At 48.8% G+C, this 22938-nt stretch carries 23 protein-coding genes and 1 pseudogene; 8 read left to right on the forward strand and 16 right to left on the reverse strand.

The window, feature by feature from the left end:
• Both VV869_RS16440 and VV869_RS16445 read left to right on the forward strand, forming a co-directional pair.
• A pseudogene (locus tag VV869_RS16440) lies at positions 1–333 on the forward strand (ISNCY family transposase); the annotation flags it as partial.
• Between the two features lie 273 nt (positions 334–606).
• The gene (locus VV869_RS16445; protein WP_337736009.1) at positions 607–1167 is read left to right on the forward strand and encodes a phage protein; all 561 of its coding nucleotides are present in this window, start codon (positions 607–609) and stop codon (positions 1165–1167) included.
• Positions 1168–1520: 353 nt separating this feature from the next.
• Here the strand turns inward: VV869_RS16445 and VV869_RS16450 are convergent, their stop codons facing one another.
• A complete protein-coding gene (locus tag VV869_RS16450) occupies positions 1521–1715 on the reverse strand; it encodes a hypothetical protein (protein WP_337736010.1) in 195 nt (64 codons plus the stop codon).
• Positions 1716–1835: 120 nt separating this feature from the next.
• Positions 1836–2117, reverse strand: coding sequence for a hypothetical protein (locus VV869_RS16455; protein WP_337736011.1), 282 nt, complete (start codon positions 2115–2117; stop codon positions 1836–1838).
• 289 nt (positions 2118–2406) lie between these two features.
• On the opposite strand from VV869_RS16455, the gene VV869_RS16460 reads away from it, so the two are divergent.
• Positions 2407–2580, forward strand: coding sequence for a hypothetical protein (locus VV869_RS16460; protein ID WP_337736012.1), 174 nt, complete (start codon positions 2407–2409; stop codon positions 2578–2580).
• A gap of 346 nt (positions 2581–2926) precedes the next feature.
• On the opposite strand, the gene VV869_RS16465 is transcribed toward VV869_RS16460, so the two are convergent.
• Both VV869_RS16465 and VV869_RS16470 read right to left on the reverse strand, forming a co-directional pair.
• On the reverse strand, positions 2927–3148 hold the full coding sequence (locus VV869_RS16465; protein ID WP_337736013.1) for a hypothetical protein: 222 nt from the start codon (positions 3146–3148) through the stop codon (positions 2927–2929).
• A 214-nt stretch (positions 3149–3362) separates the two neighbouring features.
• On the reverse strand, positions 3363–3833 hold the full coding sequence (locus VV869_RS16470; protein ID WP_337736014.1) for an OsmC family protein: 471 nt from the start codon (positions 3831–3833) through the stop codon (positions 3363–3365).
• A 209-nt stretch (positions 3834–4042) separates the two neighbouring features.
• Here VV869_RS16470 and VV869_RS16475 point away from each other — a divergent pair, with 209 nt between their 5' ends.
• Together VV869_RS16475 and VV869_RS16480 are read left to right on the forward strand one after the other, a co-directional pair.
• Positions 4043–4525 carry a type II secretion system protein gene (locus tag VV869_RS16475; RefSeq protein ID WP_337736015.1) on the forward strand — a complete coding sequence of 161 codons (483 nt, stop codon included), beginning with the start codon at positions 4043–4045 and terminating at the stop codon, positions 4523–4525.
• A gap of 240 nt (positions 4526–4765) precedes the next feature.
• Positions 4766–5158, forward strand: a complete 393-nt coding sequence (locus VV869_RS16480; protein WP_337736016.1) for a response regulator — start codon at positions 4766–4768, stop codon at positions 5156–5158.
• A gap of 139 nt (positions 5159–5297) precedes the next feature.
• Here VV869_RS16480 and VV869_RS16485 read toward each other — a convergent pair whose 3' ends face one another.
• Positions 5298–6023: a flagellar brake protein gene (locus VV869_RS16485; RefSeq protein ID WP_337736017.1), complete on the reverse strand. Its 726-nt coding sequence runs from the start codon at positions 6021–6023 to the stop codon at positions 5298–5300.
• Positions 6024–6360: 337 nt separating this feature from the next.
• Here VV869_RS16485 and VV869_RS16490 point away from each other — a divergent pair, with 337 nt between their 5' ends.
• Positions 6361–6606 (forward strand): hypothetical protein, encoded by a 246-nt coding sequence (locus tag VV869_RS16490; protein WP_337736018.1) that lies wholly within the window; start codon positions 6361–6363, stop codon positions 6604–6606.
• Between the two features lie 111 nt (positions 6607–6717).
• Here VV869_RS16490 and VV869_RS16495 read toward each other — a convergent pair whose 3' ends face one another.
• From VV869_RS16495 to matP, 4 genes are all read right to left on the reverse strand, one after another.
• Positions 6718–8598: a methyl-accepting chemotaxis protein gene (locus VV869_RS16495; protein WP_337736019.1), complete on the reverse strand. Its 1881-nt coding sequence runs from the start codon at positions 8596–8598 to the stop codon at positions 6718–6720.
• A gap of 307 nt (positions 8599–8905) precedes the next feature.
• Entirely contained in the window at positions 8906–9310 is a 405-nt protein-coding gene (locus VV869_RS16500) for a PPC domain-containing DNA-binding protein (RefSeq protein WP_337736020.1), read from the reverse strand.
• An 87-nt stretch (positions 9311–9397) separates the two neighbouring features.
• The gene (locus tag VV869_RS16505) at positions 9398–9703 is read right to left on the reverse strand and encodes a DUF3634 family protein (RefSeq protein ID WP_337736021.1); all 306 of its coding nucleotides are present in this window, start codon (positions 9701–9703) and stop codon (positions 9398–9400) included.
• Positions 9704–9812: 109 nt separating this feature from the next.
• Positions 9813–10265: a macrodomain Ter protein MatP gene (matP, locus tag VV869_RS16510; protein ID WP_337736022.1), complete on the reverse strand. Its 453-nt coding sequence runs from the start codon at positions 10263–10265 to the stop codon at positions 9813–9815.
• A gap of 312 nt (positions 10266–10577) precedes the next feature.
• Here matP and VV869_RS16515 point away from each other — a divergent pair, with 312 nt between their 5' ends.
• Both VV869_RS16515 and fabA read left to right on the forward strand, forming a co-directional pair.
• Complete coding sequence (locus VV869_RS16515; protein ID WP_337736023.1) at positions 10578–12284, forward strand: Lon protease family protein; 1707 nt, start codon at positions 10578–10580, stop codon at positions 12282–12284.
• Between the two features lie 69 nt (positions 12285–12353).
• Positions 12354–12869, forward strand: a complete 516-nt coding sequence (fabA, locus tag VV869_RS16520) for a bifunctional 3-hydroxydecanoyl-ACP dehydratase/trans-2-decenoyl-ACP isomerase (RefSeq protein ID WP_337736024.1) — start codon at positions 12354–12356, stop codon at positions 12867–12869.
• A 386-nt stretch (positions 12870–13255) separates the two neighbouring features.
• On the opposite strand, the gene rmf is transcribed toward fabA, so the two are convergent.
• The 7 genes from rmf to pyrD all read right to left on the reverse strand — a co-directional run bounded on the left by rmf (position 13256) and on the right by pyrD (position 22864).
• Positions 13256–13429 carry a ribosome modulation factor gene (gene rmf, locus VV869_RS16525; RefSeq protein WP_261602787.1) on the reverse strand — a complete coding sequence of 58 codons (174 nt, stop codon included), beginning with the start codon at positions 13427–13429 and terminating at the stop codon, positions 13256–13258.
• A 173-nt stretch (positions 13430–13602) separates the two neighbouring features.
• Positions 13603–15681 (reverse strand): DUF3466 family protein, encoded by a 2079-nt coding sequence (locus VV869_RS16530; protein WP_337736025.1) that lies wholly within the window; start codon positions 15679–15681, stop codon positions 13603–13605.
• Positions 15681–17606, reverse strand: coding sequence for an ATP-binding cassette ATPase Uup (uup, locus tag VV869_RS16535; RefSeq protein WP_337736026.1), 1926 nt, complete (start codon positions 17604–17606; stop codon positions 15681–15683). The genes VV869_RS16530 and uup overlap by 1 nt, the downstream gene beginning before the upstream one ends.
• Positions 17593–17844 (reverse strand): glutaredoxin family protein, encoded by a 252-nt coding sequence (locus VV869_RS16540; RefSeq protein ID WP_337736027.1) that lies wholly within the window; start codon positions 17842–17844, stop codon positions 17593–17595. Before VV869_RS16540 ends, uup begins: the two co-directional genes overlap by 14 nt.
• Positions 17845–19983: a bifunctional 23S rRNA (guanine(2069)-N(7))-methyltransferase RlmK/23S rRNA (guanine(2445)-N(2))-methyltransferase RlmL gene (gene rlmKL, locus VV869_RS16545; protein WP_337736028.1), complete on the reverse strand. Its 2139-nt coding sequence runs from the start codon at positions 19981–19983 to the stop codon at positions 17845–17847.
• A 1085-nt stretch (positions 19984–21068) separates the two neighbouring features.
• On the reverse strand, positions 21069–21608 hold the full coding sequence (locus VV869_RS16550) for a cell division protein ZapC (protein ID WP_337736029.1): 540 nt from the start codon (positions 21606–21608) through the stop codon (positions 21069–21071).
• Between the two features lie 245 nt (positions 21609–21853).
• On the reverse strand, positions 21854–22864 hold the full coding sequence (gene pyrD, locus VV869_RS16555; protein WP_337736030.1) for a quinone-dependent dihydroorotate dehydrogenase: 1011 nt from the start codon (positions 22862–22864) through the stop codon (positions 21854–21856).
• Positions 22865–22938 lie beyond the last annotated feature (74 nt).

A 22938-nucleotide genomic window follows, 5' to 3' on the forward strand; every position in this document is an offset into this window, starting at 1 on the left:
AACCAGCGGCTGGTGAATCAAGTGGTCAAGGTACTTGACCGGCCCGATGGCACCATCGCCATCCAGTATGGCCATCGTAAACTGGCATTTAAAACCTTCGACAAGCTGGCTGATGTTGATCAGGGTCAGGTTGTCGAGAACAAGCGTTTGGGCGCCGTGCTGAAATTTGCCCAGGCCAAGCAGGAAGAATTCGAGCAGCAACAGAAACGCTGCCGTAGCAAAAAAGCGCCGAAACGTACCGCGCAACAACGTGCTATCCGGCAATTGGAAGCGCTGAACCCGGTACTCGTTCACCCTGAACAATTCAGAGCTAGTAGCCGGAAGAAACCCTGACTTCCCTACTCTATAGCCAGTTTCTGAGCAGGATGAACTACCTTGGAAAGAGACACTTGAATCTGGGAGTCAAACAGGACATTTTAAATTAGGGTAAACAGAGTGGTACTTTTTTAACATGTAATGAGTCACTTTGGAAACCCACAAACCCCAGCCTTAGAAACCCTTTGGAAACAGTTATTTAAATGAAGTCTTGGCCGTTTTCGGCTTGTTGGCAAAACGGTAATTTCTTGTGCCTGATATCAAGGCTTTGCTGACCATGATGGTAATTCTTTGCGGATTCCGCTGATTGATAGTCGTCATGAATCATCACCCTTGCAATCAATCGAAAAAAACTTTGATAAACGAATAAATTTTGCGAGGTTCATCATGCTGCATGAATCATTTAAAAGACTCTTTTGGCGTACTTTCGATGGCATTGACCAAGCGGCTGCATGGTTTCATGTCCGCCCTATTACCGTTAAACGCTGGCTGTCCGGCGAAATTGATGTGAATCCGATGGCTGAAAAATTGCTGATTATCCGGGCCCGTGGCTACCTGCCGGATGATACCCGTTGGCAAGGCTTCCGGATTGATGAGGAATACTGTGTGATTGTCACGCCCGAGGGTCGCCGCTTTAGTCCCAAGGAATTGGAATCGTGGGCGCTCCGCTATGATGAGTATCACGCGCTGAAACGGATGTACGAGCTCGACTATGTCCCGGTGCGAACCAATGTTGTCACGCCGCTGCCGTTTCGTGGTGGTCGTCGCCTGCAATCGCCACAAAGTGACACCGTGACAAAAGACAAAAAGAAGTCTTATCGCAAGGCTCAGGCCAAACGTGCCAGCAAATAACTCGCCCGCCTGTAGTTATGAAAAAGCCCGCGATTGCGGGCTGATTGGTTTATCTTGCCATCGTTTTTCTGGTTGGCCTTGGGGGTGGTAATTTCTCTTTGCTCCAACAGTTAAATGCAATTAGGCCATATTTGGATGAAGCTATGCGTTTTGCCTGATGTAAGTCTAAATGGGTAAATCCATTTTTTTGCAACTCCTGAAGTAACATTGACTCATCAAACTCATTCGGTAGGTTCGCGAACATAACATCTAGGTTTGTCATACTGCCTCCTTCATTGTGTTGGCAATATCAAGTTACGACCTAAAAAAACCAAAGTCAACAAACTATTTAAAATCAACAACTTATATATCAACTATCCTACACTTTTGCCATTTTCGGAGCTTTTCCACTCCAGTTTCATAATCCGCTTCTCATGCTGGGCCAGCATCTTGCGCAGCTCATCGAGCACGGTTTCGTGGGCTTTGACTGCCCGGAACAGCAGATAACACATAATCAGGGTTGGCGGGTTGATACCCAGCTCGGAAAACAGTTTAATCAGCTCGCCCATGTAAGCCCCCTGACCTGTTTTTATGCCAATTTTCGATAGCCTCCCGCAGCATCCGGCGGAATCCAAACGAGTCGATATAGACCATTGCCAAGCCGTACCAGTAGTATTCCGGCACTGTATTTAAGGCGTCGGCACCATGCCGGGCACGAAGCACAGAACCATCGGCGTGGTGGTAATCAACAGCAGGTATTCGTCCTTCCAGCCGCGCTGGGCGATACTGAGCTGGTCCAGTTCGGCGGCGTTGTCGTCGCTGGTTTCAATCCAGCGGATTTCCGCCTGGGTCTTAGCTTCCCGGATGCGGTCGATATGCTCCCTCGCCTTTGCTGAAACAACGACAGACCGCCGGAAGCCACTAAACTGAATAATCACGGCTGCGGTGTCGTCGCTATCGACTTCGACCACTTGGTGTTTGGCCGTAGCCGGTCCAACGGCTAGCCTGTATTCAGCATGTCACCTACCCACCCGTTCTATGCCTGGTGCGGTTAGAACTACTCAGCCTCACCATGCTTTTGTTCAGATGAATCGTAATTTTTTGTCGCCAAATTTACACAAAGCTTCGTGTCTACGACTATTCTATTGATAACGGATGCAGTAAAAAATCATGAGATGCTGCGTAACTACATCTTCATGAGGTACCAAGGACCGACGTCGTTTCCTTGGTGAAGTATGAAATCGTGATGAGTTTGTTCAGATGGATAGCCATAGCTTTGATGCCTTGCTTGGTTCATTGGATTCGCTGACAGAGCACCAGTTAGATCGGTTAAGAAGTGAGATTTCGTCCTGCCGACGAGTGACTCACGATCAAGTCCTATCGGATGAAGAGCTGCTGATGTTCTGCGAAATGTTTGATGCCAATGAGCATTAAACATTCTTGTCCATCACACCCATTTTATTGACCGTTCGAGCGGGGCTTCTGTGTTCTAACGGACAGCACTTTAGACTCAATTTTTGTCTGTCGAACCTTACTCGATCTCGTCAATCGCTGTGGAATTCCATCCGTGGTAGCCATAAGAATAAACAGTTACGTCGTCACAAAGTCAGTTGATATCACCCAACCCCTCCCCTCAATACCTTTTCTCGTTGATATGATAATTTGCGACAGTGCCTCAGAGTACATGTTGTGACACTGTGACGATACATCTCCGGGAACCAACCAATGACTCAGGTTTTCTCAAGAGACAGATATAAAAAAGCCCGCGGTTGCGGGCTCATTAACTGACGGGTTCTACGAGTTGACTGAAGCAATGCGAGCAGCCTTCCACATTGGCGTAAATTTCTTTTGCATGCATCAAGGCTTCATCATGATTTCCATAATAACCGACGCAGGTCATTTGTTCTGGTGCTGGGAGTTGCGTGCAATCGTTTTTGTGGAGCTGGTGACGGCGTGTCACACGATCTGGTCTATCGCTGACAAAGTACAAAGAAAAACCCATTGAATCACTCCTTTCTGTTGGTACATTCATATTGTGTTATTTTTGTGACAATATTATGACAACAGGTGCATTTCAACCCTGCGGTTAGAAATTTAAAATAGTTTAAATTCAGGGAGTTGATTCATACTCAGCTCGAAATTGGTGACGTTGTCACAACTCGCTCACCTGGTCGTTTCGCGTCGTACAAGAACGCCTCGACTCGACCTACTCTCTCCTAACCATCATCCAAGTTGATGGTGATTTGGGTTTTGACTGAGTTTGCGATAAAGCAATGTTGGTGTGCCAGATGATGCATCTTTTCCAGTTGTTGTTTCGTCGGCTGTTTCGCGCTTGAGAACATGATTTTGGGGCGTAACGTTACATGTGTCACGGCGCTCTTCCCGTTGCAGTCTTGCTCTAGTATTCCAGCAGCATTGTCCTGGTAAGAGGCAACGACAAACTGCTTCTTGGCTGCAATGCCCAGGAAAGTCAGCATATGGCAGCTGGATAAAGCAGCGACAAATGCTTCCTCCGGATCAACATTCTCTGCGACGGAGTATGGCAACGGCACAACATGAGGGGATGACGAAGCCGGCACTTCAACCCCACCATCAAATCCCCACGTGTGGCCACGACTAAATTGATGATCACAGAAGGCTTCCTGAGCGCCTCGCCGCCATTTTATACATGCAGTAAATTCCGTCATCCTGACTCCGGTAGCAAATATCTTTTCGCGTCAGCGCATTAAATCACAACAAGCCTAAAACCAGTAACCAATATTGGCGCTTACAGGAAATACGTGCTTCCCCCATCGCATGACAGTCCCATGCCTTGAATAACATACGCATCTTGTCTAATATGTCGCGCGCACATTGAAGTGGGCTAATAATAGCTTGAATTAAAGGAATTTATCGGTTGAAACAAACTCAGGGATTTACATTGCTGGAAATGGTCATTGTTTGCCTGGTGGTCGGCATTCTTGCCGTGACTGCGGCCCCTCGCTTTCTCGGTCTGTCCGATGATGCCCGTTATACCATGCTGCAAAATCTCAAGAGCAATTTAAGAACATCGGTCGATCTCTTTCATGGTAAGTGGATGATCGACGGCGAACCGGATCCGAACGCCAGCGAAGGCCGTGATGGTGAATGGGGATATCTCATTTCAAATCTGCATTTTAACAAGTACGGGTATCCACGTATTATTGCTGAGCTCCAGGAGTGTGATCATATTTTGCAGAACCTACTGCCGGAGTCGACGTTTTTGCAGGAGAACACGCTGGAAATCAGCATTGTTGGGGATAGTCTGGATGGCAACAAATGCGTCTATGCCCTCACATCTTCATCGTTTGAGCTGACTTACTCAGAAACAGATGGACAGTTTGCAATCGTTCAACGTTAAACGTGACAGTGTCGCACCGGTATGAATCAGCCTGGACTCTCCGTCTATCGCTGAGTCAGTGATCATCCCTGGAGCACGAAACAGTCTCCACTACCAAATCGCATCGACTAGAGCGAAATCTACCCCGCGCAAAATATCACGCTTTGATCATGATTCAGGTAAACCCACTTGTGTCGTGATGGGCTGTGTTCTATCTTTATATGCATGAAAATCAATATGCTATCGGTGGCGTTGGTGTAGATGAAAAAAATACTGATCATTGAAGACAATGAGTTGATGGCTGAGATTCTAGCGCAGTTCATACGACGCTGTATAACATGCGAAATTTTGAAGGTGAATACGATCAACTATGCTCAGAAGTCACTCATCAGTAGTAGCCATTTGTTGGATGGGATCTTTCTGGATTTAAGTATCGAAAAGCCTCTTGATGGTCTGGATTTATTGAAGTACATCAAGCAGAACCTACCGGAAATGCCGGTTGCCATCATTACCTCTGAAAGCCAGGCTGAGGTCGTGAAACAAGTTCTCGCTCTGAGTCCTCGTGACTATCTCATCAAGCCTATTTCTGTGCAGAAAGTGCAGCGTAGTTTGTCGAAGTTTGAAATGGCCAAGGTTTCTGAGTCTAAAACCTAACGGCTTGTGTAGTCTTTGCGAATGAGAGGTCCGGCATTAACGATGTCTCTTTTATTCTCTCTCTTCCCCGGCCTCGTCTTCGAGTAAAAAAACACGATACTGAAGCGCGGATAATTTAATAGTATTACCTTGTCACCTATCAGGGTTTAAACGATAATTTCGAGCCATCAAATATGAGTTGTGCTAACAGCGTTTTGACCTGTTCCAGCCCATAATCATCAAATAACATCCCGCAATTATTGGCACCGCCGGACTTGTGAATACTCTTGATATGGCCAGACAGATGGTAGATTTTCTGAGTATTCGGGTGTTTGATACTGACGGTGAGTTTATGCCCTTCATCGAATTGCGGACCATTCATATCGTAGCGAAAGCAACACCCATTTTTCGACAGGTCTTTAAAGTCCACCAGCAGAGCTCTCTGTCCCAGGAGAATCCGCCCCTGGAGTTGCACTTCGTAACGGGCTTCACTGCGAAGCTGGAGTAGATCCATTGAGCGCGGTAAGTCGAGAATGAGGAATCGGACAGGCTTTTCGACAATATGAGCAATTTGGGTTTTGAACGAGATTTGTGCACCTTCGCCTTTCTCGGAAATCGCTTTTACCGTGAGCCAGAACCCTTCGTGAAAGTAGTCCATTGCAGCTTGCGGGCTAACGACCGGATATTCGAGGACAATATTGTTTTTGCCATTGGAGCCGATGAAAATCGTTTCCGCCCTCAGTAAGCGACCTAAGGGGGTTTTAATGCTGAATGTCACTTTGCTACCATGATTCATCATGGCAATTCCCTGAAGTCCGGTGACTGTTTTTTCTCTTTCCCGACTTGCGAGCAGTCGTTTTTTTAACTGGCTATCTTTGGCGTTCAATCTCGTCCCTATTGAAACATTACCACCCTGAATGAATTCTAATGGCAATGACTTAGATTACAAGTACCTATTAAGGCTTTTAATTCATAGGGTTAGATATTCTTTGGGTTGTATGGATAGTATTTTAGATGATTAACCTAAGCATAAAGTTATAGTGCGTTAGGGGTATACTCTGAAATACCAGCAGATACGAATCCATTTGATGCCGCATTCCAGTCTGAATTGCTATCAAACCAAGAAGTTCGGTAATATTCTCGCTCGAGAAAAGTCCATCAAAGTTATTGATAAGCTGGTGTTTTTATATAAAATGCTTTCAAAAACAAAACAATGATTTACTATGGCAATTACAATTCGAAATACGGAAGAGCATTACTATATGATCCGGGAGCTCAAAGCCCTGACTCAGAGTAATGTCACCACAAAAGCACTCATTAAGGGCGGCTATCTCGCCGTTGAGCTGGGACAACAGCTTGAAGACGAACGCCAACGGCGGATTCAGGCGGAATCGGAACTAGCGGATCTCAAGGCAACCATCGGCCAATATCTGGACAGTCACCAGGCACTGAAATCAGCGATCGATTAAACACATTTTTTGCGGCTCACGAAAGCAGCCTTCCCCCTGTTTTAAACTGATCAACGACTCAAAAAAAGCCCTCTCATGAATGAGAGGGCTCTTGGACTACAAGTTGTAGAATTACAAGACGAAGCGTTTCACTTCGTTTTCAAGTTGCTGAGAAAGCTCATTGAGACGTTGCGCTGCATTCGCACTTTGAAGCGCTTCCCCTACCAACTCGTCAGAAACACTACGAATGGCTTCGGTGTTGCTGTTTAACTCATTGGTTACCGAGCTTTGCTCTTCTGCAGCAGATGCAATCTGGGTCGCCATATCGCTTATATTCTGGACTGATGCATTAATGCGCTCCAAACTTTGGCTCGCGAACTCAGCATCCTGGACGCTGGTTTCGGCAAGTTGGCCACTTTGCAGCATCAGGTTCATGGCTTCCTGGGTCGTACGTTGCAGCGTTTCAATCGTTCCCTGAATCTCTTGGGTTGAATCATGGGTACGCTGTGACAACACCCGGACTTCATCCGCAACAACGGCAAAGCCACGACCTTGTTCCCCCGCTCGCGCTGCTTCAATCGCAGCATTCAGTGCCAGCAGGTTTGTTTGCTCTGCAATGCCCTGAATCGCGGCAATGATGGAGTTAATGCTCTGAGCGTGATCATTCAGATTCTCAATCACCTGGCGGGCACGATTTACTTCATCTGCCAGGTGATTAATCGATTGCTGGCTTTTGACCACTTGATCAACCCCGCCTTGACTGATTTTAATGGCTTCCTCAGCGTTTTGCGCTGTATTGTCGGCATTACCGGCAATCTCATGGGTCGCAGAAGACATTTCAGTCACGGCAGTCGCGACCAGGTTAATTTCATCCAGCTGTCTGGCCACAGCGTCACTGTTTTGCTTCGCAACATTAGCAGATGTGTTTGATTGAGTTTTCAGCTCATCCGCGATGTCGCGCAGTTTGACGATGATACTATGCAGACTATCGACAAATAGGTTGAAATTCACCGCTAGTTTTCCAACTTCATCGTTAGACTGAGGTTCTATCCGCTTGGTCAGGTCACCGCCACCGCCTGCAATTTCTGCCAGAGCCTGTGATACGCGCATGAGGTCTCCCATCAAGTGCTTCACCGCCAAAGCTGCAAGAGCAACTACCAATAGCGTCAGAATTGTCGATGTGATGATAAAGCTGGTCACCAGTTCGTTGCTGGCTTCGGTTTCAGTATGCTCATCAAGAATCACACCCAAAATCCAATTTACGTCCTGAATCTCTTCGAAGTAGACTAATTTTTCCACACCATTGATAGTTACAGGCTCAACTTGCCCCTGCCGGACCATCTCATTAATACGTGGCAACGTCAGGTTCGAAGCAATATCAGTCGAAGGTTTTAAAATTTTGTCAGATTCCGGGTAAGCAATAATACGCCCATCTTTTTCCAAGAGGATCGCCTGGCCGTTCCGGCCGACTTCCAATGCATTGATATCACTGATTAGGCTCGCAATGGAAACGTCACCGCCAACCACACCGGCAAGTTGTCCATTCTTCCGGAAAGATTTGGAGATGGTTATCACCAACTCCTTCGTCAAGGCATCAACGTACGCTGCTGAGAGTTCTATATTGTTTGAATTCTCTGCGGCTTGATACCAAGGACGAACGCGCGGGTCATAACCGACACGGTTATTGGGCGTCGAGCGAATCATCTCTCCAGTCGGCGTACCAATGTAAACTAACTCAAACTTTCCGCTCAATTCAGCTTGTTTCAGTGATCGTTCTCGCTGCTCCGGCGCGCTATAGCGGATCACGGTATCGACAATACTTTGTTGGATATCCATCCAGCGCTTAATGCCCTGAATCGAAGCGTCTGCAATACCAGCCACGCGAGACTGAATCGCGGTCTGTTGTTGATCACTAAGCCTGGAACCAGCCAATTGCGTCAGCACGGATGCAATGACCAGGAGTGCGATAAAAAGCAATGCGGTCAGCTTCTTCTGTAGGGAAATGTTTTTCATGATGTGGCTATATACACTCTATGATGAGATCGTTGGGATAACAGGAAAGTGCTGTCTTTTTCAACACAGCATACATGGATTCAGCTCACGCCAGTTTACATCGGCACCAGTAATGATTCGATGACAATCTTGTTTATAACTGTGATGCTCTGTGAAATATGAATTAATCAGACAATTTTTTTAGCACGAACAACTCTAGAAATATTGACCAATCTAGCAGTTTCAGGGATAGGCGCTTTTCGTGATACAAGTGTGAGCAAACCAAACATAAATCTTTTAAAATCAATCGGTTGATTTACTGATGAACTTATTGAGTGACGAGTTTTGAAACAACCAGTTCATCAAATCCCGTCTGAGGATCAAACTCCCGCTGAAAAACCAGGTTTTCATAACTGGCCAGGCAAACCTCGGCAGTATAAGACACACGTCCCTCGACAAGATGCCCGCCATATACCCGACCGGCTTGATCGGCGACCGAGATATGCAGGTGTGCGTGTTTCGGCGTTAATGTGCCGCTCAGCGTCAGGATCTCCAAGGGGCCATCCAGATGCAGCACCTGCCGTTCATCAGCTAGACGAATATCCACTTCAGTCAGGCAACCGACCCCACTGAGCATCGAGCTGGCTTGAATCGTGTGTTGAGAGAGATAATCGAGAATCGATTGTTTCAGGGGTTGCCCTTTGCTCAGGCGAAACGCATGTGGAGTCAGCATTATCTTCTTTATCAGTTATTGATGATGGATACAAAAAAGGCTTCATTTCACAGAAGCCTCTCTCACAAGCATCGGTTGCAGCCCTTTTCAGGCCTTTCGGCCCCGTTTCTTCGTCGAGGAAGCATAGGGAAAAACATTATGAATACGCTGCTTTACCTTTGAAGGAATCGTCTTGGAAAAAACTAACTTGGTGGTAAACCGATTTCTGTAGACTTTGATTTTACCGGAAAACGGCTCTTTATGGGCAATATCCTTACACCCGCGCAAAAAACCATTCGGGATTTGGCCTTTAGAATTCGTCAGCTCGCCATTTTCAAACGTCAGTACCATCACCGGACGATCTTTAAAAACCAGAAAAACGACTGCAATGGCGAGAAGGATGACATATTCCATTCCCATACTCCTTTCTGTATCAACACGCCGCTTATAGGATAAGCGTAATCAAAAAAACTGCCTGAATCGGTTTTCACTGTATGAAAACGGACATCGCCTGAGCCCGGGTTTACTCAAAATCGAGCAACTCATGGAGGTCATTTCTGATATCGAGTACCTTTTTACTGGCCTCTTCCGAACGATTACTTTCACTAATCAGATATTCAATCGTATCGGATAAGGTGCAATCCAGCATTCGGGACTTTTCTGCCAGCTTTTCCCAAACCCGGTAATCCAGGTCAATGGACTTTTTGCGGGTATGCTTCTGCTCGGCATTAAAATGGCGTTTACGCTTGGCACGGATGGCTTGTTTCAGCTTTTTATCCAGATCCGGAGCCATATGCTTGCTAATCCACTTGATTACCTTGGTCGGCTCGTGTTCAATAGCAAGTAAGTCCTGCACCGCGGCTTCTGCCTCACTGGTGTCAATATAGCAGGTGATCACCTCACCTTCTTTCCATTTTTTGACCAGGTACTTCCACTTCCAACCGGCTTCCAGGTTCTCAAGCTGCTGATATTTCATAGTTCGATGATTCTCAAACAAGGCTACACTTAAACTGTGACAGTGTAACTGTAGATGGATTAAACCTCAATTCCCTTCTACAAATTTACCGATTGTTTTCAGTGTGTTCCGAGTTAATTCCAAAAAATGATGAAACCCATGATACACCAGCTCTATGACAACCGATCTCCGGCAACTGATCTTCCTGGCGATCGTAAGCCATTGCGAATAAAGCTGCCTAATCCGTAATTCATGCGACGACTGCCTATTATGCAGTCATTGATTCCTTTATACTGCTGTCTTTTTCACAGTAACGACATAAAGCTATAGCCCATGCATGAACAAACCTGGCGTACAATGACTCCAGACTACTCGAAGTTCCAAACTATCCTTGATCAATATGACGATCTGACCCCTGCACCAACGGGAACCTTGCAAGATCGCCTCTCGGATGCGGTACGCCGGTTTACAGCCGTTGAGTTACAGCCCCGCGTGCTTCGGATCACGGCGCCAGACAATAAAGTGTATCGTGACTATGTCATCGAACTGCTGACACACTACAACAACCATCATCAAAAGCAGCAGTCCGCCCCGGAAAGCAGCCCGATTATCATCGGCGAAAATGTGACCGAGCAGAGCCTGTTCGGCGCCGTCTACCCGCCACTTGAAGAAAACAAGCTGGCGAAATCACAAATCAAACACGGCTTAGTCCATCAGGCCAATCATGGCTACCTGGTTCTCTCTGTCACCAGTATTCTTGCCAACCCGAAGCTATGGCCACGACTCAAAAGTGTTCTGATGAACGGCACGCTGGACTGGCAGCCGGCGAGCACAAAGACGTTATACCCCCTGCCGCCGGCTGAACAACTGAACGTCAAGCTGGTGCTGATTGGGGATCGCTATCTAATGGCTGAGCTGGAGAATGCTGAGCCGGACATCACATCAGGTTTCTCGATGTATGGTGAGTTTGAGCAGGACGTCGTGCTCGACAATCAAACTTTGCCGCTCTATCTCACTTACCTCAAGGCACTGACCCAAAAAGCGCAGTTGCCTGAGCTTGCCGATCACCACGCACTGCAAGTGCTGATGAAAGCCGGCGCCCGTTTCACAGAAGATCAACGCCGGGTGCCGCTGTGTCCAATCTGGCATCAGAGCCTGCTGTGCGAAGCTGCCATTGAATCCCAGGGTGAGAGCATCACTGCAGCACATCTCAAAGCCTCATTCAAAGCCCGGGAGTACCGGGAGTCATACCTGCCTGAGCGCGCGATTGAAGACATTCATCACGGACAGGTTGTAATTGACTGCCAGGGTGAGCAAGTTGGCCAGGTCAACGGTCTGACCGTTGTCGAGATCCAGGGCCACCCGACTGCCTATGGTGAGCCGGCGCGAATTTCCTGTGTTGTCCACTTTGGTGACGGCGATATCTCAGACGTTGAGCGTAAGGCTGAACTGGGCGGGAACATTCACGCCAAAGGCATGATGATTATGCAAGCCTTTATCAGTACGGCACTGGATCTGGACCAGCCGCTGCCTTTTGCGGCCTCGATCGTATTTGAGCAATCTTATTCTGAGGTCGATGGTGACAGTGCGTCGTTGGCTGAACTATGCTCTTTAGTGTCGGCGCTAGCGGTGCAGCCGATTAATCAGCAAATTGCAGTGACTGGTGCAGTCGATCAATTTGGACGTGTTCAGGCCGTAGGCGGGATCAACGAGAAAATTGAAGGCTTCTACAAGGTTTGTGCGTTTCGCGGCCTGACCGGCAAACAGGGTGTCATTTTACCGAAAACAAATCTGGGTAATCTGTGCCTGAACGATGAAGTGATTGAGGCGATCCGCGCCGGTCAATTCCATCTGTGGGCTGTTGAAAGTGTTGATGACGCCTTACCGCTACTGACCGGACAAGTCTTCCGGGATGAGAACGATGACGCGGAAACCCTGCTCAACCGCATTGCTGAGCGGATTGAAAACATTCACCGCGGCGATCATGATCATCATAATCATTGGGTTACGCGTATTCGGAACTGGTTTGTCCAGCACTGATCCGAGTTGTTAGGCGTACATGTGTAAGCTAAATTGCCTCCATACATTTCAAGGAGCTAAATAAGTCTGATGAAACGCCAGCAATCTTATAACTACGAAGAACTCGTTGCATGTGGCAAGGGCGAACTATACGGTCCGGATTTCCCATCCCTGCCATCTGACAACATGCTGATGATTGACCGAATCATTGAAATCACCGACGAAGGCGGTGACCACGGAAAAGGCTTCATCCATGCAGAGCTGGATATTACCCCTGATCTTTGGTTCTTTGACTGCCACTTCAAAGGTGACCCTGTCATGCCGGGCTGTCTGGGTCTGGATGCCATGTGGCAGCTGGTTGGCTTCTTCCTGGGCTGGAACGGCGGCGAAGGTAAAGGTCGTGCGCTGGGTGTCGGCGAAGTGAAATTCACTGGCCAGATCCTGCCGGAAGCAAAGAAAGTGACTTATGAAATTCAGCTGAAGCGTGTGATCAACCGCAAGCTGATCATGGGTGTTGCTGATGGCCGTGTCCTGGTCGATGGCAAAGAAATCTATGTTGCCAAAGATCTGAAAGTTGGCCTGTTCAAAGACACGTCTACATTCTGATTCTTGCTCAATGCAGTACATCGAAAAGGTCGCTCACGCGGCCTTTTTTGTGACTGTCTATTGTGACCCTGTCACCCATCCTGTGGCGTTCGTGTAGGGCTTACTTGACTATCATTAACTCATGCCACAGCAAACCACTTCCCCGGTCGCCTGGTGCTTGTGCTTTATTCGCAATGTCATTCGCTGACAGTACCTTCTCCTACTGATAATGCTCTCCGGTGCGTTTGGTGATTCAGATCGCTCCGTGACACCGTCACTCAGAAATGCGTGGCAATAGACTGAGACTTGAGTATTCCGGTATTCCCTATCTTTCCAGGATGCCAGACGCCGGATAACAAAAAGCCCCTTCTCCTGAAAGGGGCCATATAAGGGTGATATGAAGGGATTTATTTATATAGGCCAGAGTGCAAGTCTTCCCTTGCTTCTCGCCAACCACCTAGCCAATTCGTACGGGCATCCGCCGCCTGATAGGGGCATTCTTCACTGGAACGACCATTAATACCAGCTTGATAGCCACGAGCCTGAGCGCGTTCCAAACGATCCCGCTTTTGTCTCTTCATAGTACAATTCCTCATCCTTATCTGCGTTTCTTGCAATTAAGTGTCATACTGATGGAGTTTTTGTGACTCCACTCTGTAAGAATTGGCCAAACGGCACTAATGATCAACCCCTGAAACAAGTCAGGCTCACAAAGTGTGAGCCTGTATGAAAAATGAGCAATTTTGACAAAAAATTACTTTTTACGACAGAACCCGATAAAACCCAACAGAGTCAGGGCCAACATGCCCAATGACGCGCCGCTGCGCTCCACTGTTGTGGCCTGTGCCGGACGCTGTTCGATTTCACCGCCAGCCACAGGAACCAGCTTCACAGCGACCACACGCTCGTCCGTACTACATTTCGCTTCTTTGGTTTGATCCTGATAACCGCCGTCACACTTAAATGCAGTGGCAGAGATCACCCCGGCATCATTAATATCAGTGGCCTGCGCAATGCGGTACACATTGTTCGCATCACCGACACTGCCGCCATAGGTCAGATCATCCAACATCCAGGCCGTGTTACCCTGTAATGGAGAACCTTCCACATTGCTGCCTGCCAGATAGGTAAAGGCACGTTGACGACGCTGGCGTCCATTGGTCTGGTTCACACTTTCCGAGTCAACCCAACCCACCATCTGATCCTTGTTATTGATCGCGGCCGGGAAGCCGTTCACGCCCGTAAAGAAGATTGATGGGTTAATTGCAGAATTCAGCTGAGTCAGGCTGCCGCTGGTATGGTCATACACAAACATGGTTTCAGCGAATGAGCGGTTTTCAGAGTTCACACTCTTGCTCAGGCCAATCACCTTGTTATTGGTATTAATGTCGGTTGCAGCAGAGAACAGCAGCTTGCGCTTATTGCCCTGCTCGATATCCAATCCTGGGATAATCGTGCGCTCCCACTGCCCTTCACCATTGGCCGGATCGAAGTCCGTTTTTGGTGTGTAGATGGCAGCACGGATCACGTAGTAATCCCCATTCACCGTATTTACAGCATTGTTGTTGATTGAGTCAGTCGAGAAGCCTGCCACGACCGGTTTGCCGTCAATCAACGCCACAGCACGAGCTGAAGCCTGGAAAGAGCGCTCTTGCGAACCATCCGGATCCTGCGCCGGGTAGCTGTTGTTGCTCCCGTCTACCCGTTGTGCCAGCGGCACGGCGTTGCCGGATACAGCGCCGGCATTATTAACTGTCCAGAACACCGCATCATTGGCAAATACCGAGAACTGGCACTCCCGCGTGTTATACAGGGTATTCAGGTTATTCGTCGCGTAATCGCCACACTGAGGAAACAGGGAGCTATTCAAGTTCAGGCGATCGTCGCCATTACTGTCGGAAGGCAGCTTATCCGTGTCAGAGAGCTTGCTGGTACTAAATGCGGCACTACCGACCACCAGCAGCTGGCCGTTATATTCCACGGCATCCCAGGCCAGTGTCTGGCCCATCTGCGCCACCAGCGCTTCTGAACTGTTCACCGGATTTAAGCCTTCGCTCGCCCCAGCCGCATTCACAAACCCACGTTTATTAAACTGGCGGGCGTAACGATTGTTACTCTCAAAGAATGCAGAACTGGTGATCCCCAGCTGATACGCATGACCGGAAAACTCACCAATGCGATTCACCACGGCGTTGGTGGTGCTGTGTGAACCCACCAGCGTTCCCAGCTCAGCAACCGCAGCGGCATCGTATTTCGACGGATCACCCGCAAAGGTTGTAATTTGAGATAACGCCCCGGCGGTGGTTTCTACCAGCGGGTAAGCATTGCTGTAGTAGCTGTCGCTCCAGGCCACCTGCTCGCGATGCAGGCCCCCGAAACCACTGCCGTCATGGGGTTGGTTTTCGTTGCTGAACAAGCCGTAGTAATTATCACGAGCCCATTCGTCACAAGTGTTGAAACCCAGGTTATTGCTACAGTAGGAACGCAGCGAGAACTTATCATTAATTTCCTGATAATTATCGCTCAGGAAGGCCACTTCATGGCGATAATCAACCCCGTCGGTCCCGAACCGGCTTTCCCCGAAAACTGAATAAGTCCCGGCATCACAAGCCGTTGCAAAGCAGTTTTCCGTCCCTGTGCTCGGGGAAACACCCTGAGCATAGAATTCAACACGTGACTGCAAATCCGACGTGTTCTTATCGTAATACTGCGCAGAGCCGACACCACTGCCGGTCCCATCAACTTCAACAACCTGATACACCGCCGCTTGCGCCTGCGTGGCACTGGCAATCAGTGCAGCGAGTGTCGATAACTTTAACGTCTTATGTTGCATTAGGATTCCTTCTGCATTGCTTCCAGCTCTTCCCAGCGTTCAAATGCCTGCTCAAATTCAGCTTCAGCCTCAGCAAGGCGGTTCAGCGTCGCTTGAGTATCATTTTTCACATCTTGGAAGAAGGCAGGATCGTTAATCAGTTCCTGCAGCTGGGCAATTTCGTTTTCCAACTCTTCAATTCGCTGCGGCAGGTCTTCCAGTTCCTTCTGAAGCTTATAAGACAACTTCTTCCCGGAACGGGCACGGCTCGCCTGCTGCTGCTTGTTCTCTTCTTTTTTCTTGGCTGATTCAATTTGTGCGGCCTGCTCTTTGGCAAGCTGCGACAATGAATTGGCCCGCTGCTCCATGGCATCGTGGTAACCGCCGACATACTCGTCAATGACACCGTTTCCTTCGAACAACCAGCTCGTTGTCGCTGTGTTATCAACAAATTGACGGTCGTGACTGACCAAAAGCAGCGTCCCCTGATAATTGGCAAGAATTTCTTCCAAAAGTTCCAAGGTTTCGATATCCAAATCATTGGTTGGCTCATCGAGAACCAGCAAGTTGTTTGGCTTGAGGAACAGTTTGGCCAGCAGGAGTCGGTTTTTCTCGCCCCCGGACAGAGCTTTCACCGGCGTACGGGCACGTCGCGGATGGAACAGGAAGTCCTGCAAGTAACCCAGGGCATGGCGGGTCCGGCCATTCACCGTCACTTCTTGCTTCCCGTCAGCCAGGTTATCCATCACTGTTTTTTCCGGATCCAGGATTTCACGGTACTGATCGAAATACGCCACTTCGAGCTTGGTCCCGCAATGCAAGTGACCCTGTGACGCTTCCAGCTGCCCTAACAACAGTTTCAGCAAGGTACTCTTGCCGCAGCCATTCGGGCCAATCAGCGCAATACGGTCACCGCGCATGATGTTAAAGCTGAAGTCTTTCACAATCGGCTTGTCACCATAGCTGTAGGACAGATGTTCAGCTTCAAAGACAATTTTGCCGGAGCGCTTGGCTTCCTGAAGCTGCATGTCTGCCTTACCGACCACTTCCCGTCGTTCGCTGCGTTCGCGACGAAGCTGCTTCAGGGCTCTGACCCGCCCTTCGTTACGAGTTCGGCGTGCCTTGATCCCCTGACGGATCCACACTTCTTCCTGGGCCAGTTTCTTATCAAATTCCGCGTTCTGCTCTGCTTCAACGCGCAACAGCTCTTCTTTATCTTCCAGGTACTTTTCGTAGTCACCCGGGAAAGAAACCAGCTGACCGCGGTCCAGATCAACAATACGGGTCGCCATCGACTGAATAAAGGCCCGGTCGTGCGAAATGAAGACAATAGAGCCACGGAACTCTTTCAGGAAGCCTTCCAGCCACTCAATGGTGGCAACATCCAGATGGTTGGTCGGCTCGTCAAGCAACAGAATATCCGGATCGCACACCAGCGCCCGGGCCAGTGCCGCTTTACGCTGCCAGCCACCCGACAAGTCTTTCAGCTGGGTATTGGGCTCCAGTTGCAGATGCTCAAGCACCGCCGTGATTTTGTTGTCAAACTGCCAGGCATCGGCGTGGTCGATTTTCTCCTGCGCTTTCGCCATTCGGGCAAAATTCGACTCGCTCGGATCATGGCTGACCAGATCCAGAAGGTGGTGATACTCACGCAGTACTTGACCCACTTCTGCCAGCCCTTCTGCCACAAAATCAAACACGCTACCTTCGGCATCACGCGGCGGATCCTGCTCTAAACGAGACACACGCAGTTCAGACTGACGCTGGATCGTCCCGTCGTCCAACAGGACATCACCGGCAATGATCTTCATCAGAGTCGACTTGCCAGCGCCGTTGCGACCGACCAGACAGACACGTTCATTCGGTTGAAGCAGAAATTCGGCGCGATCAAGCAGTGCATGATCGCCATACGCCAACTGCGCGTTACTGATTTTAATTAATGCCATTACTTTCTAACCATGCTGCAAGCTCGGCGGCATCAAACGGCCAGCCAAGTTCAGAAATTGAATCGTCGTGAAGTTGAACAGAGAGCACCGGAATGGTGACACCGTAACGAGAAAAAAGCGCATCATCGAAAGCGATATCCACAACTTTCACGCGCTCTTTCATCCCGGCATCCAGGAGCAGGCCATAGGCCTGCTCACAGAGATGACATCCTTCCGTGCTATATAACGTGATAAGCACTTAGTCTTCCTTGTGTGTGATAATCCAGCAGTTGTGGATCTGCTTGTTACGGGCAAAATCCAGCGGCAGCGTTTTATCAGAGATATTTTGCGCTGTCAGGCCCAGCTCTGCCAGTTTGTCGAAATCCATCTTAAAGTGGCGCTTGTTGTTGGAGAATACAATCTGGCCACCCGGACGCAGCATCCGCTTGAGGTTTTCCATCAGCATGATGTGATCGCGCTGGACATCAAAGCTCTGCGTCATGCGTTTCGAGTTCGAGAATGTCGGTGGATCGATGAAGATCAGGTCGAATTTGTCATCGACTTCCTGCAACCACTGCAAGCAATCCGCTTGGATAAACTGATGCTGACGGCCAACCTGACCGTTCAGCGCCATGTTGTCCTGAGCCCAACGCAGGTAAGTATTCGACATATCGACAGTTGTGGTCGACTTCGCGCCACCGCAGGCGGCATGCACCGATGCCGAGCCCGTGTAAGCGAACAGATTCAGAAAATCTTTCCCTTTGGCCATCTCACCCAATTTACGACGGGTGATCCGGTGATCCAGGAACAAACCCGTATCCAGGTAATCATACAGATTCACTTTCAGCTGCACGCCGTACTCATTCACATTCATGTGACGCTCAGCGCTGGACAGCTTCTGGTACTGGCTCTTCCCTTTCTGGCGCTCACGAACCTTCAGAATGACTTTGTCATTTTCTACACCAGTGACCTGAATCGTCGCACGAAGGATATCCATCAGACGGCGGCGTGCCATTTCTTCAGGGACCGACTTCGGCGCGGCGTATTCCTGAATCACCAGATAATCCTGATACTTGTCGATTGCCGCATTGTAGTTCGGCAGATCGGCATCATACAGGCGGTAGCATTCGACGCCTTCTTTCTTGGCCCACTTGCTCAGCTTGGCAATGTTCTTCTTCAGGCGGTTGGCGAAATCCGGCGCGACTTCGGTCTCTTCCAGCTTCCCTTCCGCTTCGCCTTCAACCTGCTGAACCCCACCACCGGTGATCAGGTAGGTTTTCAGGACACAATCCAGGGCGCCGTTACGAAGCTTGAATTGTTTGTCGGCACGCATCCGCAGGCAGCTCAACAACTCGTTAGACGCTGAATAAATAGCTGCGGTTGAACCGGCAAAGGCCAGTTTCAAACGCTTACCAAATTCTGTATACAGGCTGATCAGCTCCGGCGTCGTTCCCAGACGCTCACCATAAGGCGGGTTACACAGGATCACGCCATTGTCAAAACCAGTCGGACACATCAGCTGCTTCGCATCACCATAATCGAAGTCAATCAGCTCACTGACGCCGGCACGTGCGGCGTTCGCACGGGCAATACTCAGCACCCGGCGATCCTGCTCACGGCCAAAGAACTTGGTTTCGACCTTAGCCGGGCCACGACGGGCTTTGACATTCGCTTCGGCGTGAATTTCCAGCCAGGTTTCACGGTCGAAATCTTTAATCGACTCAAATCCCCAACGTTTACGCTTGATACCCGGCGCAATATCCGCCGCGATCATTGCCGCTTCAATCAGCAAAGTACCGGAGCCACACATTGGATCGAGCAGCGGTTTCTCGGGTGTCCAGCCACTTTTCATCACCAGAGCTGCGGCATGGGTTTCACGCAGCGGCGCTTTGCCGGCATCGGTACGGTAACCCCGTTGATGCAGGCCACTACCGGCCATATCCAGGCCCAGCACCCCTTTTTCACCAGACAGGCGCATATGGATGCGGAGATCCGGGTTCTGACGATCAATGTTTGGGCGTGGCATGTCCGCTTTGGTAAAGCGGTCCACAATGGCATCTTTAACTTTTAAGGCGCCATACTGGCTGTTGCGAATTTCACGGTTGGTCCCGTTGAAATCGACAATAATGCGGGTGTTGCTGTCGAAGTAATTCGGCCAGTTGATTGCCGTCGCACCCAGGTAGAGATCCATATCGTCACGAACGTCAAATTCACCCAGCACCTGGATGATACGGGAAGCGACACGTGTCCAGAGACAACAACGATACGCTTCCGCCTGCTCTGCCCGAAAACGGACACCGGCATGGACAACCTGGATCTGCTGTGCGCCAAGTTGTTCTAATTCTTCTGCAAGGAGGTTCTCAAGACCTCGGGAGGTGATAGCTAGATATTGATTCATGGGGTTCTTTTCACATATATGTTGCCGGGAATTATAACCGAAATCAGACCAAATACCTTGTGCTAAACCGCCCCAGACCGACTGTTTAACTAAAAAAGCGTCAACCCTTTCAACATGCACCATGCATCAGATGCCCCCGGCGGGAAACAATCCGACACCATTGAGCCTGTTTCCTTAGAAACACAATCCAAAAAACCTGTCTCGCTTTATTGTTGATGTGAGTACACACTGCCGCATTTATTGGTCATGCACATCCACCGATAATCACGACAGACAATTGTCCACTCAGAGAAACATGATTATAACTTGTTGTTTTTGATAGACTTAATCTATGCCGATCTATTTATCGTGTGGTAATGACTCAACTCATTCGTGATTGCTTACCAACCCAAGCGTCTTATTTTGACGAATACAGATCCCACTCTTTCCTAATTGGAAATTATTTCAAAACAGGAAAATATGGCACCTGTCATTGAATTTCATGAACGGGGAAAATGGGGAAGATCATCATAATTCCTTAAAAAATAAGCGCTAAAATATTGGTGCTTTTTTGCTCAATTTTGGAAAAAAGAGGCAAAAAAAAAGTGCTAATTTTTTGGAAATTTCGAATTAAAGTCACTTAATTTGTTCAAAAATAAACCTTATTTTCGTCACAAATAAATGTCCTTACTAAAGGCATGGGTGATTATTGAGCGGTTTAATTTCAGTAACTTCCCGAACTCAGTCGTCAGATACTCCCCCCTCTCCAGTCTGAAACAATATGGTGACTTATCTGCATTATGAGCTGGCAGGAGAAGGATCACGGAAGCAGTGTTCGTCAAACGTGCTCAGAAGACATCAGAAGACGCGTCTACCCGATGGTCATACCGTCTTACGGGAGCCAATTCTATGGCGTCAGGCGTTCATGGGGAAAAGGTAGCAGCACTGTCAATTCATCGCTGAGGCAGCGTTTGGCTGCGTATTTGAAAATAACTTGATGGAAGTGTCGCGCAGGTTTGCAGGTGCTTTTGGTATCGGTGGGAATGGTATCGGGACGGGTCACGTCCAACAGGAGATGTTTACCGGATGGCGATCATCCCCTGCTGTCAGCCAACGAGAGAAAAATTCAAATGTTTTTCAACGATATAGACTTGCATGCGATCGTTCATCACCTTGATGATGTCGCAAAATGCCATTTCTTTGGTACTGGTCAGTGATAGCGGCGTCTCTTCTGCCAGCATACAGAGGCTGGCACACCCACTATTTTCGATCACCAGGTATTTTGCCGTTCCGAACTCAGTTTCCAGCGTCACGATATCCGCTTCTTGTGGCTCACACGCCTCTCCCTGAGTGTGGAAAAACCAGCTTTTCGGCATCATGGGCTTGTGAAAACGGCTCGCGGCCACCGCATTGAGGGCCAGTTCGGCTTTACGGGGCTCGGAAAGCTCCAGATCCGCAATACTCTCCACGAAAGTCTGAAACACACTGGCATCATCAACGGTAAAATCTGTCCGTTCATAGGCAGCGGTGATCAGGTGCTTCGTCGGAATAGAGACCCGAAAAATCATTTCATCGCCCAAATCTAACATCAGGGAATCATGCTTTGAGTCAAAATACCATGTCCATGAGTTGTTAGGCTTCAGCATGTAACTACTCCAAAATCAGTTCTTTATACTGCTTATCCAACGACATAGAAAAAACTTTAGGAGAATTTTACTGTGCCGATGTCAAAATAAAAGGGGAAATAAACTGCTGATCTTAATGAGATTCTGCTGAAAGTTTGACAAAAATCGGGCTTATTCGGATCCTGGGATAGTTACAGACAAAAATAAAGCCCCTGCAATGATCATGCATTGCAGGGGCTCATCGAATAACGCTGTCGGAACAATGGTTAAATATTGGTCACGATATCTTTCACCAGCTTCGGACCATGATAGATAAAGCCGGAATAGACCTGTACCAGCTGCGCGCCGGCCATCATCTTCTCTCTCGCCGCAATAGCAGAGTCGATTCCACCGACACCAATGATTGGCAATGCCCCATCCAGCTCTTCAGCAAGGCGACGAATCACTTCGGTACTGCGATTCTGTAACGGACGGCCGCTCAGGCCACCAGCCTCATCACAATGCGGCATATCCTTGATCAGTGCACGATCAAGTGTAGTGTTGGTCGCAATAACGCCATCGATATCATTCTTGATCAGGGACTGTGCAATCTGGCCGATCTCATGATCCTCAAGATCTGGCGCGATCTTCAGCGCCAGCGGCACATACTTACCATGTTTCTCGGCCAGCTCTTTCTGTTTTTGCTTCAGTTGAGACAGCAGATCATCCAAGGCTTCACCGTACTGCAAGGAACGCAGCCCCGGCGTGTTTGGCGAGGAGATATTCACCGCGATGTAACCGGCATATGGATAGACTTTATCCATACAGATCAGGTAATCCTCTGCCCCCTTCTCTACCGGCGTATCTTTGTTTTTACCGATGTTAATCCCGATGACACCGTCATACTTGGCTTTTTTGACATTTTCTACCAGTTGATCAACCCCGAGGTTATTGAAGCCAAAGCGGTTGATAATCCCTTCTGCCGGAAGCACCCGGAACAAACGCGGCTTGTCATTACCCGGCTGTGGACGCGGTGTGACGGTGCCTACTTCGACAAAGCCAAATCCCATGGCGCCGAAGGCATCAATACATTCACCATTCTTATCCAGGCCTGCAGCAAGGCCAACCGGGTTTTTAAATTTGATTCCCATCACTTCAACGGGACGATCAGGAACGTGTTGTCGGTAGAAAAGATCGAGAGGAGTGCCAGTAAAGCGAGAAAGATTTTTGATTGCCAGATCATGTGCTTTTTCAGCATCAAGCTGAAAGATGGCGGATCGAGCGAGGCGGTAAAACATTGTACCTCCTTATAAAGGCCCCGTATAAACGGGATGACATTATTCACAGAAATATCGCTAAATACAACGACTAT

This window comes from Photobacterium sp. MCCC 1A19761, assembly GCF_037389125.1.
Taxonomy (GTDB): Bacteria; Pseudomonadota; Gammaproteobacteria; order Enterobacterales; family Vibrionaceae; genus Photobacterium.

What these genes read in the sequence shown, in the direction of transcription:
- VV869_RS16450 (WP_337736010.1), bottom strand. Translation starts at nt 1,715, where the DNA reads ATGGGCGAGCTGATTAAACTGTTTTCCGAGCTGGGTATCAACCCGCCA.
- VV869_RS16460 (WP_337736012.1), top strand. Translation starts at nt 2,407, where the DNA reads ATGGATAGCCATAGCTTTGATGCCTTGCTTGGTTCATTGGATTCGCTG.
- VV869_RS16465 (WP_337736013.1), bottom strand. Translation starts at nt 3,148, where the DNA reads ATGGGTTTTTCTTTGTACTTTGTCAGCGATAGACCAGATCGTGTGACA.
- VV869_RS16470 (WP_337736014.1), bottom strand. Translation starts at nt 3,833, where the DNA reads ATGACGGAATTTACTGCATGTATAAAATGGCGGCGAGGCGCTCAGGAA.
- VV869_RS16480 (WP_337736016.1), top strand. Translation starts at nt 4,766, where the DNA reads ATGAAAAAAATACTGATCATTGAAGACAATGAGTTGATGGCTGAGATT.
- VV869_RS16490 (WP_337736018.1), top strand. Translation starts at nt 6,361, where the DNA reads ATGGCAATTACAATTCGAAATACGGAAGAGCATTACTATATGATCCGG.
- VV869_RS16495 (WP_337736019.1), bottom strand. Translation starts at nt 8,598, where the DNA reads ATGAAAAACATTTCCCTACAGAAGAAGCTGACCGCATTGCTTTTTATC.
- VV869_RS16500 (WP_337736020.1), bottom strand. Translation starts at nt 9,310, where the DNA reads ATGCTGACTCCACATGCGTTTCGCCTGAGCAAAGGGCAACCCCTGAAA.
- VV869_RS16505 (WP_337736021.1), bottom strand. Translation starts at nt 9,703, where the DNA reads ATGGAATATGTCATCCTTCTCGCCATTGCAGTCGTTTTTCTGGTTTTT.
- matP (WP_337736022.1), bottom strand. Translation starts at nt 10,265, where the DNA reads ATGAAATATCAGCAGCTTGAGAACCTGGAAGCCGGTTGGAAGTGGAAG.
- VV869_RS16515 (WP_337736023.1), top strand. Translation starts at nt 10,578, where the DNA reads ATGCATGAACAAACCTGGCGTACAATGACTCCAGACTACTCGAAGTTC.
- fabA (WP_337736024.1), top strand. Translation starts at nt 12,354, where the DNA reads ATGAAACGCCAGCAATCTTATAACTACGAAGAACTCGTTGCATGTGGC.
- rmf (WP_261602787.1), bottom strand. Translation starts at nt 13,429, where the DNA reads ATGAAGAGACAAAAGCGGGATCGTTTGGAACGCGCTCAGGCTCGTGGC.
- VV869_RS16530 (WP_337736025.1), bottom strand. Translation starts at nt 15,681, where the DNA reads ATGCAACATAAGACGTTAAAGTTATCGACACTCGCTGCACTGATTGCC.
- uup (WP_337736026.1), bottom strand. Translation starts at nt 17,606, where the DNA reads ATGGCATTAATTAAAATCAGTAACGCGCAGTTGGCGTATGGCGATCAT.
- rlmKL (WP_337736028.1), bottom strand. Translation starts at nt 19,983, where the DNA reads ATGAATCAATATCTAGCTATCACCTCCCGAGGTCTTGAGAACCTCCTT.
- VV869_RS16550 (WP_337736029.1), bottom strand. Translation starts at nt 21,608, where the DNA reads ATGCTGAAGCCTAACAACTCATGGACATGGTATTTTGACTCAAAGCAT.
- pyrD (WP_337736030.1), bottom strand. Translation starts at nt 22,864, where the DNA reads ATGTTTTACCGCCTCGCTCGATCCGCCATCTTTCAGCTTGATGCTGAA.